This is a genomic window from Sphingomonas trueperi (assembly GCF_040545965.1).
In the GTDB taxonomy this organism is placed as follows: domain Bacteria; phylum Pseudomonadota; class Alphaproteobacteria; order Sphingomonadales; family Sphingomonadaceae; genus Sphingomonas; species Sphingomonas trueperi_C.
Genome location: NZ_JBEPMV010000001.1, coordinates 450,774 through 468,552, shown reverse-complemented (window position 1 = coordinate 468,552; position 17,779 = coordinate 450,774). Strand labels below are relative to the sequence as shown.

At 68.2% G+C, this 17,779-nt stretch carries 12 protein-coding genes; 1 reads left to right on the top strand and 11 read right to left on the bottom strand.

Annotation, left to right across the window (positions count from 1 at the left end; translation table 11 throughout):
* Positions 1-8: 8 nt before the first annotated feature.
* From ABIC35_RS02275 to ABIC35_RS02260, 4 genes are all read right to left on the bottom strand, one after another.
* Positions 9-662 carry a nitroreductase family protein gene (locus tag ABIC35_RS02275; protein WP_354278195.1) on the bottom strand — a complete coding sequence of 218 codons (654 nt, stop codon included), beginning with the start codon at positions 660-662 and terminating at the stop codon, positions 9-11.
* 102 nt (positions 663-764) lie between these two features.
* Positions 765-1,157 carry a DUF3052 family protein gene (locus ABIC35_RS02270; protein ID WP_121078783.1) on the bottom strand — a complete coding sequence of 131 codons (393 nt, stop codon included), beginning with the start codon at positions 1,155-1,157 and terminating at the stop codon, positions 765-767.
* A gap of 66 nt (positions 1,158-1,223) precedes the next feature.
* Positions 1,224-2,255 (bottom strand): sensor histidine kinase, encoded by a 1,032-nt coding sequence (locus tag ABIC35_RS02265; RefSeq protein ID WP_183049448.1) that lies wholly within the window; start codon positions 2,253-2,255, stop codon positions 1,224-1,226.
* A gap of 113 nt (positions 2,256-2,368) precedes the next feature.
* Entirely contained in the window at positions 2,369-5,281 is a 2,913-nt protein-coding gene (locus tag ABIC35_RS02260; RefSeq protein ID WP_183049447.1) for a sensor histidine kinase, read from the bottom strand.
* Positions 5,282-5,443: 162 nt separating this feature from the next.
* Between ABIC35_RS02260 and ABIC35_RS02255 the strand changes: the two genes are divergently transcribed.
* Positions 5,444-6,043: an alpha/beta hydrolase gene (locus ABIC35_RS02255; RefSeq protein ID WP_121078779.1), complete on the top strand. Its 600-nt coding sequence runs from the start codon at positions 5,444-5,446 to the stop codon at positions 6,041-6,043.
* A gap of 9 nt (positions 6,044-6,052) precedes the next feature.
* On the opposite strand, the gene ABIC35_RS02250 is transcribed toward ABIC35_RS02255, so the two are convergent.
* The 7 genes from ABIC35_RS02250 to ABIC35_RS02220 form a co-directional block, all read right to left on the bottom strand.
* Positions 6,053-6,853, bottom strand: a complete 801-nt coding sequence (locus tag ABIC35_RS02250; RefSeq protein WP_121078776.1) for a cyanophycinase — start codon at positions 6,851-6,853, stop codon at positions 6,053-6,055.
* Complete coding sequence (locus tag ABIC35_RS02245) at positions 6,846-7,742, bottom strand: isoaspartyl peptidase/L-asparaginase family protein (protein ID WP_121078774.1); 897 nt, start codon at positions 7,740-7,742, stop codon at positions 6,846-6,848. The genes ABIC35_RS02250 and ABIC35_RS02245 overlap by 8 nt, the downstream gene beginning before the upstream one ends.
* Positions 7,735-10,497 (bottom strand): cyanophycin synthetase, encoded by a 2,763-nt coding sequence (cphA, locus tag ABIC35_RS02240; RefSeq protein WP_121078772.1) that lies wholly within the window; start codon positions 10,495-10,497, stop codon positions 7,735-7,737. Before cphA ends, ABIC35_RS02245 begins: the two co-directional genes overlap by 8 nt.
* A gap of 114 nt (positions 10,498-10,611) precedes the next feature.
* Positions 10,612-11,760: an acyltransferase family protein gene (locus ABIC35_RS02235; protein ID WP_121078770.1), complete on the bottom strand. Its 1,149-nt coding sequence runs from the start codon at positions 11,758-11,760 to the stop codon at positions 10,612-10,614.
* Positions 11,757-14,090 carry an alpha-N-acetylglucosaminidase gene (locus tag ABIC35_RS02230; protein ID WP_121078768.1) on the bottom strand — a complete coding sequence of 778 codons (2,334 nt, stop codon included), beginning with the start codon at positions 14,088-14,090 and terminating at the stop codon, positions 11,757-11,759. The genes ABIC35_RS02235 and ABIC35_RS02230 overlap by 4 nt, the downstream gene beginning before the upstream one ends.
* A gap of 69 nt (positions 14,091-14,159) precedes the next feature.
* Complete coding sequence (locus ABIC35_RS02225) at positions 14,160-16,868, bottom strand: TonB-dependent receptor (RefSeq protein ID WP_121078766.1); 2,709 nt, start codon at positions 16,866-16,868, stop codon at positions 14,160-14,162.
* A gap of 274 nt (positions 16,869-17,142) precedes the next feature.
* Positions 17,143-17,625 carry a GAF domain-containing protein gene (locus ABIC35_RS02220; RefSeq protein ID WP_121079597.1) on the bottom strand — a complete coding sequence of 161 codons (483 nt, stop codon included), beginning with the start codon at positions 17,623-17,625 and terminating at the stop codon, positions 17,143-17,145.
* Between the last annotated feature and the right edge of the window lie 154 nt (positions 17,626-17,779).

Sequence of the window (17,779 nt, the reverse complement as noted above, 5' to 3'; positions counted from 1 at the left end):
CCAGGCGTTTAGAACCAGCTGGCGATCTGATCCAATGGTTTGCGCTCCAGCACCGCCGCCGGCACGGCCGCATCGGGGGCGGGGTGGCCCGTCACGATCAGCATCACCGGGCGTTCATGCTCGGGCCGGCGGCATAACCGGTTGAGAAAGCGCGCGGGGGTGGCGGTATGAACCAGCGTCGCCAGCCCGGCCATGTGCAGCGTCGTCAGCAACAGGCCGCAGGCGATGCTCACGCTTTCGGTGACATGGGGATTGGGGAAACGATCGGTTTCGTTTGCCTTGGTCTGTCCGAACGCAACGATAATCCAGGGCGCGATTTCGAGATAGGGCTTGTCGGCCGTGGTGCCGAGCTCGCGGGTAAGCCCCTGCCACTCGCTGCCGCCAATGCCGCCATAGAAACTGCGCTCTTCTTCTTCCACCGCCACGCGCAGCGCGGTCTTTGCGCCGGGCGAGGAGAGCGCAGCGAAGTGCCAGGGCTGGCGGTTGGCGCCGTTCGGCGCCGTGCCGGCGGCGGCAATCGCTGTCTCGATGATTGCGCGCGGAACCGGCCGTTCGGAGAAACTACGGCAACTGTGGCGCGTCGCCATGCGCTCGCAAAAGGCCGCGGCGTTCGCGATCCGCGCGTCGTCCGGCAGATCGATGTCAGGGTTCCAGGGCCGCATATCAGGTTTCATAGAGGAAATTGGCGACAAGGTCGCCGAAGGTGCGGCACTTGTCTATTCGGTTGTTGTGCGGAGCCGCGGATATGTCGAGCCTTTTTACCGTTACCTATGCAGCACGGGGGTTAGCTTGACCCCCGACCAGCCCTCGAAAGCACAGCGGTCGCTCGCCTCCCATCCGTGCGCGGCGGCGACATCGGCGACGGTGTTTTCGCGCAGCTCGGAGGAGCCCTCCTGCTCGGGCCAGGAGACCCAGCAGAAGCCGTTGCTGGCGAGCAGCCCGCGCAGCGCGCCCAGCTCGCGTTCCAGGTGATCACGGCGCGAGGCGAACAGGTGCACGCCCTGCACGCCATCGGTGGCGCAGCCCAGCTCTTCCAGCGCCGCCCGTTCGGGCGCGATCGCGGCGCGCATCGCCGCGGGCATGTCGTGAAACCAAACGCGCATGCCGGGCTTGAAGCCGAGCCGCGTCGCCATCGGGGTGCCAGAACATTGTTCCATCGTCGCCGCCCTCCTTGGATCAACCTACAGGATGCGGCAGACCGGCGCCAGCGGCCTTGATCGCGATCAGACGGCCGGCTGCACCGCGCGGTCGATCGGGATGTTGCGCAGCTCCACCAGCGTGCCTGGTCGGGCGGGGATGATCCGCAGTTCGGCGTCCATGCCTTGCGCCAGGCTCCGCGCGATACGCAGGCCCAGGCTGTCCACCTCGGCCAGGTCGAAATTCTCCGCCACGCCCGCGCCGTCGTCGCGGATCGAAAGCGACAGCCGGCCGCCCTCGGCGCAGACTTGGACCAGGATGGTCCCGGTCTCGCGATCGGCGAAGCCATGCTCGATGGCGTTGGCTATCCCCTCGGCGACGATCAGCGCCAGCGGGATGGCGCGGTCGGGCGGCAGCAGCAGCGCGCTGTTCGCTTCCACCACATGGCGGATGCCGGGCTTGCCGCTGCTTTCGGCCAGATCCTCGACCAGCGCGGTGACGAACGCATCGAGCGCAAGCGGCTCGCCGCGGCTGCCGTACAGTCGTCGCTGGATGCGGCCGATCAGCTGGAGCCTGGCCGCAGCCTCGCCGATCGCGCGCTTGGCCTCTCCATCGGCGACCCCGCGCCGCTGGAGCGCGAGCATCGCGCCGACCATCTGGAGATTGTTCGAAACGCGGTGCTGGAGTTCCTCGAACAGGATCTCGGTGCGCGCGGCCAGGCTGGCGCTGCGTTCGCGCTCCGCCATCAGCCGGGCATTGGCCAGCTGCATCCAGTGCACCAGCAGAATGTCCACGGCCACCACGCCGATATAGAACAGCAGCGCCACCGGCGTTCCCCGGGCCAGCGCAAAGCTGCCGAAGGGCGGGATGAAGAAATACCAGGCGAGCAGTCCACACAACACCGCGGCGACGATGCCCGGCCCTCGCCCGAACAGGAAGGAAGCGAGGATTACCGCCGGAAAGAAGGTGAGGTAGGGAAAGCCCGGCGGGAAGAACGGATCCAGCACCAGCCGCAGCCACCAGGCGACCACGCAGAACCCCAAGGTGATCGCATAGGCCAGCGGCCGCCGCTTCTCGAGCAGCGGCAGATGTTCCAGCGTCCGATGGTAGGAGTTCATTGCCAACCCGTTGCCCCAGTCCAGACCCGCAGACGCGGCATCGCTCCCGGGGTATCGGAGCGGCCAAGCGGCTACCCTCATCGTTCAGAAACAATGCAGACGCAAGCGCCCCGTCACCGCGGGACGGTGAGGGTAACCACGGTGCCGATCGGCACCCCGCGACGAACCTCCAGTGTGCCGCCCAATGCTGCCGCGCGCTCGCGCATGCCCTTGAGCCCATAATGGCCCGGGCGTTCCCCGGCAGCGGCGATATCGGGGGGGATGCCGCGGCCTTGATCGTCGATCTCGATCCGCAGCCGCCCGTCGCGGCTGTCCACCCGCACCTGCGCGAGCAGCGTGTCGGCATGGCGGCGGACGTTCGCCAGCGCCTCCTGCACGATCGCCAGCACGTGTTCCAGCTCCTCGGGCTGGAAGCGCAGCGGCGGTCCCTCGCGGGTGACAGTGAGGACCAGGCCTTCCTCTTCGAGATAGCGGGCGAGTTCGTCGATCAGCGGCTGGGGATCGCCGGGGCCGGTAATGCGGCGGAGCGCCATCACCCGGTCGCGCGCCTCCATCATCACGTCGTCGGCGCGCTCCAGCGCACTGTCGATCAGGGTCTGCGCCTTGGAGCCCGGCTCGGTGGCATAGGCGGCGGCCTGGAAGCGCAGCATGAGCCCCTGCATGCTCTGAAGCAACGTATCGTGCAGCTCGCGGGCGATGCGCTCGCGCTCGGCGAGCTGGGCTTCGGCGCGGGCGCGGGTACGGGCGATCTGCTCGCGCAGCCGCCAGGCGTAGAGCAGCCACAGCGCGCCCGCGCCTGCGCCGATCGCCAGCAGCCGAAACCACCAGCGCTGGTAGAAGTGCGGGGCGATGGTGACGGTGACCGTCGCGCCCTCGCTGTTCCACACCCCGTCATTGTTGGCGGCGATCACCTGGAAGCGCCAGGTGCCGGGGCCGAGATTGGCGTAATAGGCTTCGCGCATGGTACCCGCGTCGATCCAGCCGCGGTCGACCCCGATCAGACGGTAGCGAAAGCGCACCCGCTCGGCCTCCGAGAGGCTGAGCGCGGTATAGGCGATCCGCAGATTGGCGGTGCCGGCCGGCAGGGCGACGTCGCGCGGGTCGACGTAGCTGCGATCGTTCGCGGTCAGGCGCAGGATCGAGACGGGGGGCGGCAGCAGGTTGTGGACGATTCGTGCGGGATCGATCCAGCCGATGCCGACATTGTCCGCCACCCAGATCCGCCCGTCGCCGCCGCGCACCGCGGTGCTCTTCGGCGCGCCTTGCTGGGCTACGCCGGGCAGGCCATCGGCGGCGGTGAACAGCTGGTGCTGCAGGGGGGCGTGCGGGTCGGCGAAGGCTGCGTCTAGCGCCGCCTTGCTGGTCTGCACCAGGCCGCGCACGCCGTTGATCCACACCGTGCCGTCCGGTGCCTGCACGATGCCGGTGATGCCGCCAAGCTCGGGTATGCGGGCATCCGCGAGGGCGCGCAGGCGCCCCCGGTCGAGCCGCGCAAGCCCGAGTTCGCCGCCGATCAGCGTGCCCGCGGGTCCGCTGGACACCAGTGCGATGCTCCCGACCCTGTCGCCGGGAATGGAGTGCAGCCCAGCCTGGTCGCGACGGTACAGGCGATCCTGCCCGTAGAACCATGTCCCGCCGCCGGTGCCGGACGCGGTGTAGATGCGGCTGGCCGGCTGATCGGCTGCGCCGAGCGGGCGCCACCGGCCCCCGGCCAGCTGGAACACGCCAACATCTTCGACCGATATCCACTGCGTGTCCCCCTGCCGCGCCCAGGTGGAGGCTGGCCCGGGCAGGGCGGGTGCGGGGACCGTAGCGAAGCGGTTGTCGTGCAGCCGCACCAGCCTGTCCTGGAGCGACACGATGAGGTCGGCGCCGTCCGCCTCGATCATGGCGATCGCCTGGTCGAACCGGCGCAGCCACCGCAGCGGTTCGCCGGGGCGCGCGCGGTACAGATTGTGCGGATTGGCGGCGTAGACGGTGCCATCCTGCGTCACCGCCAGCTCGAAGCCGCCGAGCACCGTGTCGTCGACCCGCAGCGCGGTGGCGGCGCTGACCGGGCGCAGCCGGAACAGGCCGAGATTGGTGCCGATCCACAGATTGGCCTCGTGATCCTCGATCAGCGGCACCGCGACGAGCGAGGGCAGGCCCTGCTTGGGGGTGAGGCGGGTGAAGACCGGGGCAGCGTTGCCGAGGTCGCGGGTCTGGAGCACGCCGCCGGCAAACAGGGTCCGCCACAGCGACCCGTCACGGGTGAACGTCATCCGGTCGGCAGCGGGCGGGTGCATGCCGGATGCGAGCGGTGCGACCCGTATGCCCGCCGCGCGGGCGGACGGCGCGTCCGCAGGATTTCCCGAAGCCCAGACCTGTCCGTCCGGCGCAACGGCGAGTCGCACGCGATACATGCTGCGCGCCACTGGAACGAAGCGGGAGGTGTCGGGGCGCAGCACACGGATGTCGGTTTCGGTCGCGACCCAGATGGCGCCATCGCGGCCGGTGACGACGCTGGAAGTCCGGCCCGGGGGCATGCCGAGGTCGGCCCCGACGCGGACGATGGCGTCCCGGCGGACCCGGAAGAGCCCACTCTCCAAACCGGACATCGCCACCCAGATCGTCTCGTCCGGTCCGCGCGCGAACTGTTCCACCACGGCGTTGCGCGGGCCGAAGCTCGACACCCGGCCGCCCTGCAGGTGCGACACCTGGCCGTCGAAATGGCCGATCCACAGGCTGCCGTCCGGATCGGCGAGCAGCGCGGTGATGTTGCGCGAGGGGAAGCGGCCGACGCGCGGCACCACCGGCTCGAAGCTGATGCCGTCGAAGCGGTAGAGCCCGGCACCGGTGCCGAGATACAGGAACCCGTCGCGCGATTGGGCGAGCGCCCAGATGTCCGGCGGGGCGCCGTCGACCAGGTGCCAGGCGCGCAGATTGTACTGATCGATGCTGCGCTGGGGCGGCGTCTGCGCGAGGCTGGGCGCGGCAGCGAGGATCGCCGGCACCAGCAGCATCGTCCAGGTTCGTCTCCGCCGCATCCCTCGTCGATCGCCTCCGCGCATTCCGTGCCCTGAGAACGTTCTCCCCGCAAGAGGTCGCGGCGAAGCGTGCGGCAGGCACGACCCCGAACGTACGAACCGCATTGCGTGTGCGGCGGGGAGCCTATAGCCTCGCTCGACCAGCACACGGGAAGACTCGCCATGACGCTCGTGACGACCCCCTTGGATCGATTTTCGGTGATCAGCACCGGCAACGGCCCGGCCCGCGCGCTTTCGGCATTGTTCGGTGCGCCGCTGCGGGCCGATGCGCATCTCGATTATTCGGAAGAGACGGTGCGCCAACGCAGTCTGTGGGCGGCCAAGCTCGATTCGGCGATCCTCCATGCCGAGCGGCCGGTGCTGCTGGTAGCGAACGGTGCGAGCTGCTTCGCCGCGACCTGGTGGGCCCGGCTGTCGCCGCGCGACTATATCACGCGGGTGGCGGGCGCGCTGCTGATCGACCCGATCGCGGGGGAGGGCGATGCCGCGCATTTCGCCTCGCCCAAGATCCGGCTGCCCTTCCCCTCGCTGCTGCTGAGCGGCGAGACGCCCGATACGGCTGTGGCGGAGCGGGTGCAGGCCCTCGCCACCGGCTGGGGCAGCGCAGTGGGGGGCCTCCCCCAGCTGCCGCATGCCCGCCGCAGCGGTAGCCACTGGCAGGGCGCGCGCGACCTCGTCCTGCGGATGACCGCGGGAATCGTCGAGCGCCGCGCCCAGACCGCCGACGCGCTGGCGGCGGTGCTGGCGCCCGAGCAGGACTGAACTTCGCGCTCAGTCCTTCTTGGAAAGGGGGCGGCGCTGGTCGAGGTCGAACTCGTCGCCATGGCTGAGCACATGCAGGCGGACGTCGTGCATCGATAGCGTCCGTTCGGGGCTCGCCTCGGCGATGTTCGAGCGGGTGACGCCCGAGCCGTCGACGATGGTGACCGCGCCGGCACCCACTACGCGGAAGCAGCAGCCCTCCAGCACGATCGCGGTATCCTCGTCGATGCCGATGCCGAGCACGCGGGGGTTCTGCGCCACCGCGCCGAGCAGCCGGCCGATGCGGCCGCGCTCGGCGAAATGCTGGTCGATGATCACGTCGCGCACCAGTCCCAGGCCCGGCGCCATGTGGAGGTCGCCGATGCGATGCGATTCGGCGCTGGAGCCCTTCACCAGCATCGTCTCGCTCATCACCGAGGCGCCCGCCGAGGTGCCCGCGACCACGCCGCCGCGGGCGTGGATGTCGCGCACCATCCGTTCGACCGGGGTGTCGCCGATCTGGCTGGAGATGCGCAGCTGGTCGCCGCCGGTGAAGAAGATGCCGGCGGCATCGTCGAACACCGACTGCGTCTCCTGCTCCAGCGTCTCGCCGCGTTCATGGACGTAGAGCTCGACGAGGTTGTCGACGCCCAGCGCGCCGAAGGCCTTCTGATAGGCGGTGAAATAGCCGTCGGGCTGGTGGCTGGCGACGGTGGCGATGACGAGCTTGCCGCCGTTCACCCGTGCGGCGACTTCTTTGAGGATGGTCTTGTCGCCTTCCTTGTCTTCGTGGCCGCCGATGATGATGAGCGGTCCGCCGGAATCAGCCATGCAACACGTCCTTCAATTCGTCGCGGTGGACGCCCGCGCGCGGGGCATCGAGCCCATGGGAATGGAGTGCCAGCGCGAAATGGTCGCTGTTATGGGCAACGCCGAACGCACCCGAGCGCTCGATCACGATCGCCCCCGCTTCGCCACCGACCCGGCCGAGGCGGGCAATGGCGTGTTCCGCCGCCTCGCCGGCCGAGCCGCCGCGTTCGAGCGCGTGCATCACCTGCGCCGCGAGCATCGTCCGCAGGATTGCCTCGCCATCGCCGGAAAAGGCGCAGCCGCCCAGCGTGTCGTCGGCATAGAGGCCGGCGCCCGGGACAGGCGAATCGCCGATCCGGCCGGGATGCTTGCCCGGCAGCCCGCCGGTGGAGGTGGCGGCGGCGATCGCGCCGGTAGTGTCGATCGCGACGCAGCCGACGGTGTCGTGCGCCTTGCTGTTCTCCGAGGCGAGGGCTTCGCGGGAGAGCATCGTATCGGGCTCGACCAGCTCAATGCCGTTGTCCGCCGCGAACCGCTCCGCGCCTTCGCCGGCAAGCAGCACGGGGCGGGCGGTCAGCATCGCTCGGGCAACGCTGACCGGATTGCGCACCCGCCGCACGCCCGCGACGCCGCCCAGTGTCAGCTCGGTACCTTCCATCAGCGCCGCGTCCATCTCGACGGTGCCGTCGCTGGTGAGCACCGAGCCGAAGCCGGCGTTGAACACCGGATCGTCCTCCAGCACCCGCACCGCGGCTTCGGCGGCGAGTACCGCGCTGCCGCCCGCGCGCAGCACCGCCGCGCCGGCTTCGGCGGCGGCGGCGGTCCCGGCGCGGTTGCGATCGTGGAGCGCCGGATCGATCGTCTTGGCGCCGCCATGGACAATGATCGCCCAGCGGGTTGCTTCAGGCATGCTGCTTCTCCCGGACGGCCGCGTCGGGCTGGAAGGTGACGATCCTGTCCCACACCGCCTGGATCGCGCTGGGCATGATGACGAGCAGGTCGCCGGGGCGGCCGAGCTGCAGCACCATGTCCACCGCCTCCATTTCGTCGACGATGCGGTGGACCCGATCGGGCCGCACGCCCGCCGCCATCGCGCCTTCGGACATCAGCCCGTTGGTCTCGCCGCGCGGGCGGCCGCGGCCGTCGGGCGCCTCGCGGAACACGATCTCGTCGAAGATCGCACCGGCGAGCTGCCCCATCTCGACGATGTCGCAGTCGCGCCGGTCGCCGGGGATGCTCACCATCCCGATCACGCGGTTGTAGCGGCTGCGCATGCGATCGATCACCTGGCCCAGCGCCTGCAGTCCTGCCGGATTGTGGGCATAGTCCAGGATGTGGCGACGCCCATGCGCATCGTGGATGTTGAGCCGGCCGGGCGAATCCTCGAACGAGATGCTGAAGGCGCTGAGCCCGTCGCGGATCGTGTCGATCGACAGCCGCTGCGCCGCGCACATCGCGACGGCGGCAAGGGCATTGGCGATGTTGAAATCGGCGATTCCGCCCAGCGTCGCGGGGATATCGGCCGCAGCCATCACCTCGATGCGTTCGCCGCCGCGGTGGAGGACGATGCAGCCGCCATAGCTGCCCGGCTCGCGCACCACCGCCATGCCGCCCTCGGCGATGTGGCGGCGGAGATCGCCGGACATGTCGCGGCCGCCGGCCAGCGAGAACCAGACGATGGTGCCGCGGGCATGGCGGGCGATGCGGTGGCACATCGGATCGTCGGCGTTGAGCACCGAATGCCCGCGCCGCGCGACGCTCTCAACCACCACGCCCTTCACCTTGGCCAGGTCCTCGACCGTGTCGATGCCCTTGAGCCCCAGATGATCGGCGGTGACGTTGAGCACTGCGCCGACGTCGGCGCCGTCGAAGCCCAACCCTTCGCGCAGGATGCCGCCGCGCGCCGTCTCCAGCACCGCGACATCTACGGCGGGGTTGCGCAGCACGGTGCGTGCGCTCTTCGGCCCGCTGGCATCGGCCTCGACCATCAGATGGCCGTTGAAATAGATGCCGCTGGTCGAGGTCATGCCGACATTCTTGCCGGCTTGCTGCAGGATGCGGGACACCATCCGCGCCGTCGTCGACTTGCCGTTGGTGCCGGTGATCGCGAAGATCGGGATCCGGCTGCGGCTGCCGCGCGGGTACAGCATGTCGATCACCGGCGCGGCGACGTCGCGCGGGGTGCCGCTGGAGGGCTCCAGATGCATGCGAAAGCCGGGCGCCGCGTTGACCTCGACGATGCCGCCGCCGGTCTCGCGGAGCGGGCGGCGAATGTCCGGCGAGAGGAAGTCGATCCCGCACACGTCGAGCCCGACCACTGCCGCCGCCTGCTCGGCAATCGCGCGGTTGGCGGGGTGAATCACGTCGGTGCGATCCACCGCGGTGCCGCCAGTGGAAAGGTTGGCAGTGTCGCGCAGGATTACCTGTTCGCCGGCCATGGGAATGGTGGCGGGGGTGCGGTCGCTCTTCTCCAGCAGCGCCAGCATCGCCTCGTCGGTGACGATTCGGGTCAGGACATTCTCATGCCCCATGCCGCGGCGCGGATCCTGGTTGAGATCGTCGATCAGCTGGGCGATCGAGTGGAAGCCGTCGCCGATCACCTGCGCCGGCACCCGCTCGGCCACCGCGACCACCTTGCCGTTCACCACCAAGATGCGGTGGTCGTTGCCGGGCACCTGCTGCTCGACGATCACTCGGCGGCCATGCTGGAGCGCGAGATCGAAGGCGGTGCGTAGCGCGTCTTCGTCGGCGATGCCGGTGGTCACGCCGCGGCCGTGGTTGCCGTCAAGCGGCTTGACCACCACCGGCCAGCGCAGCCGCTTGGCCTCGGCGAGGGCTTCCTCCACCCGGCGCACGACCACGCCACGCGGGACGGGCAGCCCGGCCTCGCCGAGCAGCTGCTTGGTCATCGCCTTGTTGCCGGCGATGTCGACCGCGATCTGCGCGGTATCGCCGGTGATGCTGGCACGGATGCGCTTCTGGCGGCTGCCTTGGCCGAACTGGATCAGGCTCTGCTCGTTGAGGCGGGTGACGGGGATGCCGCGGCGCTCCGCCGCTTCGACCAGCGCGCGGGTAGTGGGGCCGAGCGCATTCGCCTTCAGGATCGCCTGCAGCGACGCGATGATCGCGCGGACGTCCTGCGGCGCATCGAGCGGCGGCGTACCGAGCAGCTGCAGCCCCTCCACCTTGCGAAGCGGCTCGGGCAGCAGATCGGCGACCAGCCGGATCGCGGCGAGGCCAGCGGCAAGCGCCAGCGTCTCGTCGCGATAGGTGTAGAGGATGTTGTAGACGCCCGGCCGGTCCTTCACCGACCGCGTCTTGCCGCGGGTGACGCGCGATCCGGCGAGTGTCTGCAGCTCCAGTGCGACATGCTCGATGATATGGCCCATCCAGGTGCCTTCGCGCAGCCGCTCCACGAATCCGCCGGGGCGCTGATAGCTGCAGCCATGCACGCCGAGGCCGGGGAGCAGGGCGAGCAGGGCATCGGTGAAGCCGGGAAGCTTGTCGCTCGGCCATTGCTCCAGATCGCGCAGATCGACCTGGATGCGGATCATCGGGCGCGTACTGAACAGATGCGGACCGCGATAGACGCTCCGCTCGAGCACCCGCATTCCGTTCGCCGAAGCCGGGCGCACGAAATCGGCCGGCTGCACAAACGCTGTCATAGTGGACCTCTAGAAGGGGGCGCTGAGAACCAGTGCCTGAGCCGCTCCAACGGCCCAGATTTCCCAGCGTTCCCCGACTGATGCGGATCAACTATTTGAAATAAAACTGCCTTGTCAGGCCTTCAGGATCAGTCCCTTGCGGTCCATCCACCAGCCCACCGCCCAGCACAGCATCGTGTAGGCGAAGGCGCAGAGCAGCGAGCCGGACGGCCCCGGCGCGATCGCCTGGAAAACGGCGACACCGGCCGCATCATAGGCGCCGCCATGCTCGCCCGCGGGGATCATGCCGAGGACGGTGACGAACAGCTCGGAGAAGAGGTAGATCGCCAGCGGGTTGCGGCCGAGGATGGTGAAGAAGCGGGTGCCGCGCTTGAACCCGGCGATCTCGATCAGCCAGATCGCCCCGCCGAGCAGCCCCAGGTCCAGCCCGACGGTGAGGAGCACATAGGAGCCGGTCCACAGCTTCTTGGCGATCGGGAACCAGGGCGACCAAGCGAGCCCGGCCAGCACCAGCGCGACGCCGACCAGCGCCATCCGGCTCACGGTCCGCCGGAGGTCGCTGCCCTGGACGATGGCGAGGCCCGCCAGATAGCCCGCGATCACGTTGACGGTGGCGGGCAGGGTGCCGAGCAGGCCTTCGGGATCGAAGCCGAAATCCTTCTTGTAGAGATGGTTTGGTCCGAGCAGCCACAGGTCGATCTGCGTGCCGATATTGAGGTATTTGTCATAGGCCATGCCCGGCGGACTGAACGCCAGCAGGATCGCCCAATAGCCGAGCAGCAGTGCGATCGCCGCGAGCAGCAGTTGGCGGGGCTTGAGCCAGCGGATCAGCAGCGCGGCGAGCACATAGCAGAGCGCGAGGCGCTGGAGCACGCCCGGCACGCGGGTGAGCGCGAAGGGCTTGAGTTCCCAGCCGTGCGCGCCCTGCTCGACGAAGGGGAACCAGTACATCAGATAGCCGAGCACGAAGATGATTGCGCCGCGCTTGAACAGCCGGGCGAGGAATGGTCCCGTCACCACCGGCTTGCGGAAGGCAAAGCTCATCGCGTTGCCCATCGCGAACAGGAAGGTGGGAAACACCAGGTCCGCGAGCGTGAAGCCGAACCACTTGGCATGGACCAGCTGCGGGTAGGGCGCCGCGCCCGGTCCCGAGGTGTTGACCAGGATCATCAGGAAGATCGTGGCACCGCGAAACACGTCGAGCGCCAGGAAGCGCGGCTTGCCGGCGAGCGCGGCGACGGTGTTGGCCTGGGTCTCGGTCATCGTGCGTCGCTTTCTGCGAGGAGCGTGCGGGCAAGGGCCAAGGGCTCGGCCGGGCGCTGGCGAGCCCACATCTTGCCGTCCTTGAGCCAGGCGGCCTGCCAGTCGCGGATTGCGGCGGCGCTGGCCTTGGCGTCGAAGGGCGTGTGGGCGGCAGCGGCGGCGCGCTGGGCGGCGAGGAAGCGCTGCCAGCGCGGCCAGTAATAGCCGGCATAGAGACCCTGCCAGGCGCGCGAGGCATAGTCCGAGAGGTGGCCGGTGCCGCCCCAGACGGTGACGACCGCCTTGGCCTGCTCCACGAACGCTGCCTTCTCGGCGGGGGTGTCGCCATAGGCGGCGGCGTCGGCGAGCCAGCTGCCCAGCGTTTCCTGCTGGTTGCCGGCGATCGCGTCGACATCCTTCGCCAGCTTCTCGGCGGCGGCGGTGGCGCGGTCGCCGGTGGCGAGGTCGCCGGCCTTGTAGGCGGCGACCGCGGTCTTGAGCCGGTCGTCGAGCTTCACGCTGGCATAATGGCGGACGAGGTCGACCAGGTCGTAGTTGTAAAGCGGCTCGCCCGCATGTTGCGGCGCCTGGGCGAGCAGCGCTTCGATGCCGGCGCGGAGGGCCGTCGGGTCACCCGGCGCAGCGGGATAGTCCGCACCGTCGAGGCTGGGGAATTTGAACAGCAGATAGGCACCGGCCTGCTCGTGCCACCAGCGCGGGGTCCAGTAGCGGGTGGTATAGGCGCCGGCGATGGCTTTGTCCCAGGCGGCGACCAGCGCGGGCGAGGTCTTGCCGTAGCGGGCCTTGGTATAGTCGCCGATCCAGGCGTCGAGCGGGCGGGCCTGGCCGTTGGCGCCAATCTCGCCCCACGCGAGGTCATACGCATAGGCATAGGCGATGCTGTTGCTGTGCAGCCCCTCCGGGAACAGCCCGAAGCCGCGCATCCGGCCATGGCCGGGGTTGGCAAGCGCGGCGGTCATGTCGCTGCGGTAGAAATTCAGGTCGCCATGAACCGGGTTGCTGCCCCCATAATTGTGGACATAGCCGTACGCCCAGCCCTTGCCGTAAAAGGCCTTTGTCGCGTTCCAGATGCCGGGATAGCGATCGTTGCCGATGTCGAGCACCAGCATCCGCTCGTCGGGTACCTTGGAGAGGAAGGCGGCGATCGCGTCGGGGGTCCAGAAGGCCTTGTCGGCACCGAACAGCCAGCCCTGCATCACCCAGGTCGCGTTGGGCGCGGCGGCGGTGATCGAGCGGTAGAGCCGCTCGCCATAGGCCGCGAGCCGAGCGTCGCGCACCTCCTTCGGCAACGCGGCCGCGCGGGTGGCGGCGGTGTTGGCGATCGCGTCGCCATAGGTGGCGGCGCGGGCGTCGCTGCCGTCCTCGGCGATCGGCGGCACCATTTCGTTGAAGGCGTCGGCGAGGTAATAGTCGCCCGGGCCATAGGTCGCGGTGTAGAGCTGCAGGAAGCGCGCGGCGAGCTTGGCGAACAGCGGGTCGGACGGGTCGAGCCAATAGGTGCCGGGGAAGCCTTCCCACTGGCGCATCTGGTAGATCTTTGCTTCCGGGTGCGCCTTGGCGAACGCCTCGGGCACATAGCCGGAGAAGGCCGGAAGGATCGGCTTCATGCCAAGCGCGTGCATCCGGGCGAGGATCTGGCGCTGCAGGACGCGCTTCTTCTCGATCCAGTTGGCCGAGAGCGGCGCGCGATAGCCGGCGATGTTGCCCATGCGCTGCCAGGGCAGGAAGGGGGCGGCGGAGAGACCCGCGGCGATCTGGCCGTCGTTCATGCCCTGCTCGCGCCACAGCGCGCGCCAGACGAACTCCTGGCCTTCCATCGCCAGCGGCGTGTCGACGCCGTGCGCGGCCATCCAGTCGATCTCGCGCTCCCAGCGGCCCCAGTTCCACCAGGGGGTGGTGTAGCCATAGGTGCAGGTGTTCAGATAGGTGCGCAGCGAGAAGGGCGAGGCAACCACGCCGCTGTCATATCGGTCGCGCAAGCGAAGCGGGCGATTGCGGACGCCCTCCCACGAAACGAACAGGCTCCCCTCCTGGCCCAAGGTGCGAGCCGCACCGCGCACCAGCGCGACGGGCGAGGTGCCTTCGATCCTCAGCCTTCCTGCGGCGGTGCGGGCACGGAATTGCGGGGTGGTGCCGGGGACCAGCGCCAGGTCGATGCTGGCGGTATCGACGCCAAGCCGCGCCAGCACGGCGCGCGCGGCGACGGTCTGCGATTGGGGAGCGGCGGCGGGGACCGGGCGGCCCGGCAGCGCCGCGGCGGGGGTGGCGAGGACGAGCGCGGCCGCGACCGGGCTGAGAAGGGGAAGACGGCGGGCGGCGGATACGACCAAGTCAGGCTCTCCAGACATCGAAACGCGTTGGGGGCGGCGCCGTCGTCACGGCGTCGCCCCCGGGTACTGTTACATCTTCAGCGTGGCCGACAGATAGAAGCTGCGACCATAGAAGCTGCTCTCCTGCCACACGGCGGGATCCCGGAAATAGGCCTGTTCGCGGCTGTTGTTGAGGTTGATCACCCCGGCCGCGAAGCTCAGCCACTTGGTTGGCGCATAGCCGCCGCTCAGGTCGAACTGGGTGCGGCCCTTCACGACATGGCCTTCGCGGGCGAAGAAGCTGTCCGCGCTGTTCTGCTCATAGCTGCTGCGGTGGTTCACCGAGAGGCGGATGTTGAACTGCTCGTTCTCCCAATAGGGCGATACGTTCCACGTTACCTTCGACAGGTTGCGGATCGTGTAGCCCGTGCCGATCGCCACCTTCTGCGGATAGACCCGGGTGAAGTTGGCGAGCAGGCCGAAGCCGTCCATCGGCAGGAGACGATCGAACGACTGGTTCCAGCTGACCTCGAAGCCCTTCACCTTGATGGTGCTGGGATCGTTGAGCGTCTGGGTGATGTCGTAGATGTTGCCCTTGGCATCGACGCAGTCGTTGCCCGCCGTGCTGAGCGCGGTGCCGTTGAACGACGTCGGGCAGATCAGGCGCGAGAAGGTGCCGTTCTTGATCCACTTGTAGAAGCCGTTCAGCGCGATCGTGCTCGAACGAGTGGGATACCATTCGACGCCGAGATCGAGCTGGTTGGCGGTCAGCGGCTTGAGACCCGCCTGGCCCAGGTCCACGGTGATCGTGCTGGTGTTCGCCGGGAAGGTGTTGGGCGAGCTGCTGGTGGTCTGCGCCATGGACGTGTTCGAATCCATGATCGGGCGGACCAGCACCTTGGCGGCGGCGAAGCGGACCTGCACGGTGCGGGTCGGCTCCAGCACCAGATTCAGGCTGGGCAGGACATTGTCGTAGCTCTGCTCGATCGCATAGTCGCCGACCTTCTGCTGCACTTCGGTATAGCCATCGGTGCGCGGGGCGGTGATGTTGCCCTGCACCTTCTGCTTGGTGTGCTCGTAGCGCACGCCGAGATTGCCGCGCAGCGTCATGCCGCCGAGCTGGGTGTCGATGTCCGCCATCGCATAGGCAGACGGCATGAAGCGATCAACATGGTAGCTGGCTTCGGGTGCGAAGATGTCCGGCACGGTGATGCCGGCGGCGGCCAGCGCCTTGTCATAGGCGCCGAGGTCCGGGCCGATCCAGGCGCCGGGGATTCCTGAATCGCCGTTGAGGAAGCCCGAGACCGGGTAGCTGGTCGTCGCCATCTTCGGGAAGATCGGGCTCGACGGCGCGGGCTGATTGGCAAGCGCGATCATGTCGTGCCGGCTCACGTCGCGGCTGAAGATCTCGTGGCGATACTTGGCGCCGACGCTGAACTTGGTGAAGGGCCCGAAGGACACTTCCTTGTAAAGATCGGCCTGGCCCGAGGTCTCGCTCGACGCCATCTTGCGGGTGGCGCCGTTCGGGTACTCGTTGCGGGTCAGCGTCGCCGGGGCATAGAGCGCGGCGCTCGAGAGATCGGTGCCGACGCTGTACTTCACCGAGTCCGGATTGGAGAAATCGATCGTCGCGGTCGGGATGTTCACGCCGAGGATCGCGGCGGCCTCGCGCTGATAGGTGCTGCCCTTGGTGTAGTTGAACACCGTGCGCGCCGACCAGCCATCGTCGCCGGTCCACTTGCCCGAGAGCGTATAGCCCTGGCTGACGAGGTTGCGGTCCTCGTGCTGGCGGTTGTTCTCCATGGTGAAGTTGGTCGCGGTCGCCTTGGTGGCGACGCCGTTCACGACGTTGCTCGCCGCAATCCGTGCGGTGTTGAACAGGAATACCTGCTGGTTCACGTCGTAATCGGTGATGTCCTTGGCGTAGATCGCGCTGGCATCGATCTCGATCCGGTCGCTCGGGCGCCACTGCACGCCGCCGCTGCCCATCAGCCGTTCGGTATCGCGGTCGATGCGGCGATAGCGCGGGCGGCGGGGGACATAGACGCTGGAGCCGGCGATCGTCTGGGTCGCCCAGCGGTCCATCCAGAAATAGTCGGCGCGGTCCTTCAGCTTCTGGTAGCCGAGGTTGACATAGACGCCGAGCTTGCCGTCGGCGAACTGGTCGACATAGCTGCCGCTGATCTTCGGCGTGATCTTGCCACCGGCATATTCGGAATTCTGGCCCTTGACCGATAGGACCAGCTGGCGCTCCTTATAGTCGAGCGGCATCGTCGTCTTGATGTTGACCGTGCCCGAGAGGCCGCCGGCATCCATGTCCGCCGTCGGCGACTTGATCACCTCGATCGCGTTGGCGAGTTCGGTCTGGATGATGTCGTAGCGGAAGCCGTCGGTGAAGTCGGCGCTCTTGAAGGTCTGGCCGTTGACGGTGGTCAGCGCATATTGCGGGCCCAGGCCGCGGATGCTGATCGTCGCGCCGCGGCCGTTGATGTTCGACATCTGCACGCCCGAGATGCGCTGGATCGCTTCGGTGATGTTCTCGCTGGGGAACTTGCCCAGATCCTCGGCCGAAATGCCGTCGGTGACGCGGATGTCTTTGCGCTTGGCCTCGATGGCGTTGTCGATCGACGCGCGGATGCCGTTGACGACGATCTCGCCGTCGTCCTGGCCCGCCGGCGTGCTGTCGGTCTGCGCCTGTGCGGCGGCGGCGAAGCTGAGCGCGGCAATGCATCCTGAGGCGAGCAGGATGTTTTTCGCAATCGTTCTCACTGGCGTGCGAAGGTCTTGGTCTGTCGGCATTTCATACCCCCCGAGTGGTTGAACCCAATGTCCGGTGCGGCGCCCATCGCCCTCCCGTGGCATATGCTCTGAATCGGGCGCTGCGGGGGTATTGGTCGGTATCGGTCTTATTGTGTCAAGGCCAATTCAATACAAAAACAAATGTTGGTATTACCTCTTTGCCTGATGTTATCCGGGATTTGCGAGGAAGTGGCTGGAATTCAGGCGCAAAAAAGAGTGTCGCCGAACCGCAACAGGTTCGGCGAAACTGCAGCCTGGGCGAAATGGGTAGGGTTCAGGAGATGCGGGGCGCCAGAATGCGCATCAGGGCCTCGCACCCTGCGGCATCGCCGGCGTCGAAACGGGCAGGCAGGGGGCTGTCTAGATCGAGCACGCCCAGCAGTTCGCCCTGGTGGACGATGGGCACCACCAGCTCCGAGCGGCTGGCCGCGTCGCAGGCGATATGGTCGGGGAAGGCATGGACGTCCTCGACCAGCTGGGTCTCGCGCGTCGCCGCGGCTGCGCCGCACACGCCCTTGCCGAACGGAATGCGGATGCAGGCCGCCTTGCCCTGGAAGGGGCCGAGGACCAGTTCGTCCTTCACGTTGCGATAGAAGCCCGCCCAGTTGAGATCGGGCAGATACTGGCCGATCAGCGCGGAGACGTTCGCCATGTTGGCGATCGGATCGGGCTCCTCGGCGGTCAGCGAATCGAGGGCGGCGGCAAGGTCGCGATAGAGCTCGGCCTTGGTGTCGGCAGTGATGTCGAAGCTGTACATGGCCGCGATGTAGGGGATTGCGGCGGTCGGTGCGAGGGGCGCGTGCGCCGTGACCATCATTCCGGCGAAAGCCGGAATCCATTGGGGCCGACGTCGCGCTTCTTGCCGAGACCGAGAGGCGAATGGATCCCGGCTTTCGCCGGGATGACGGCTA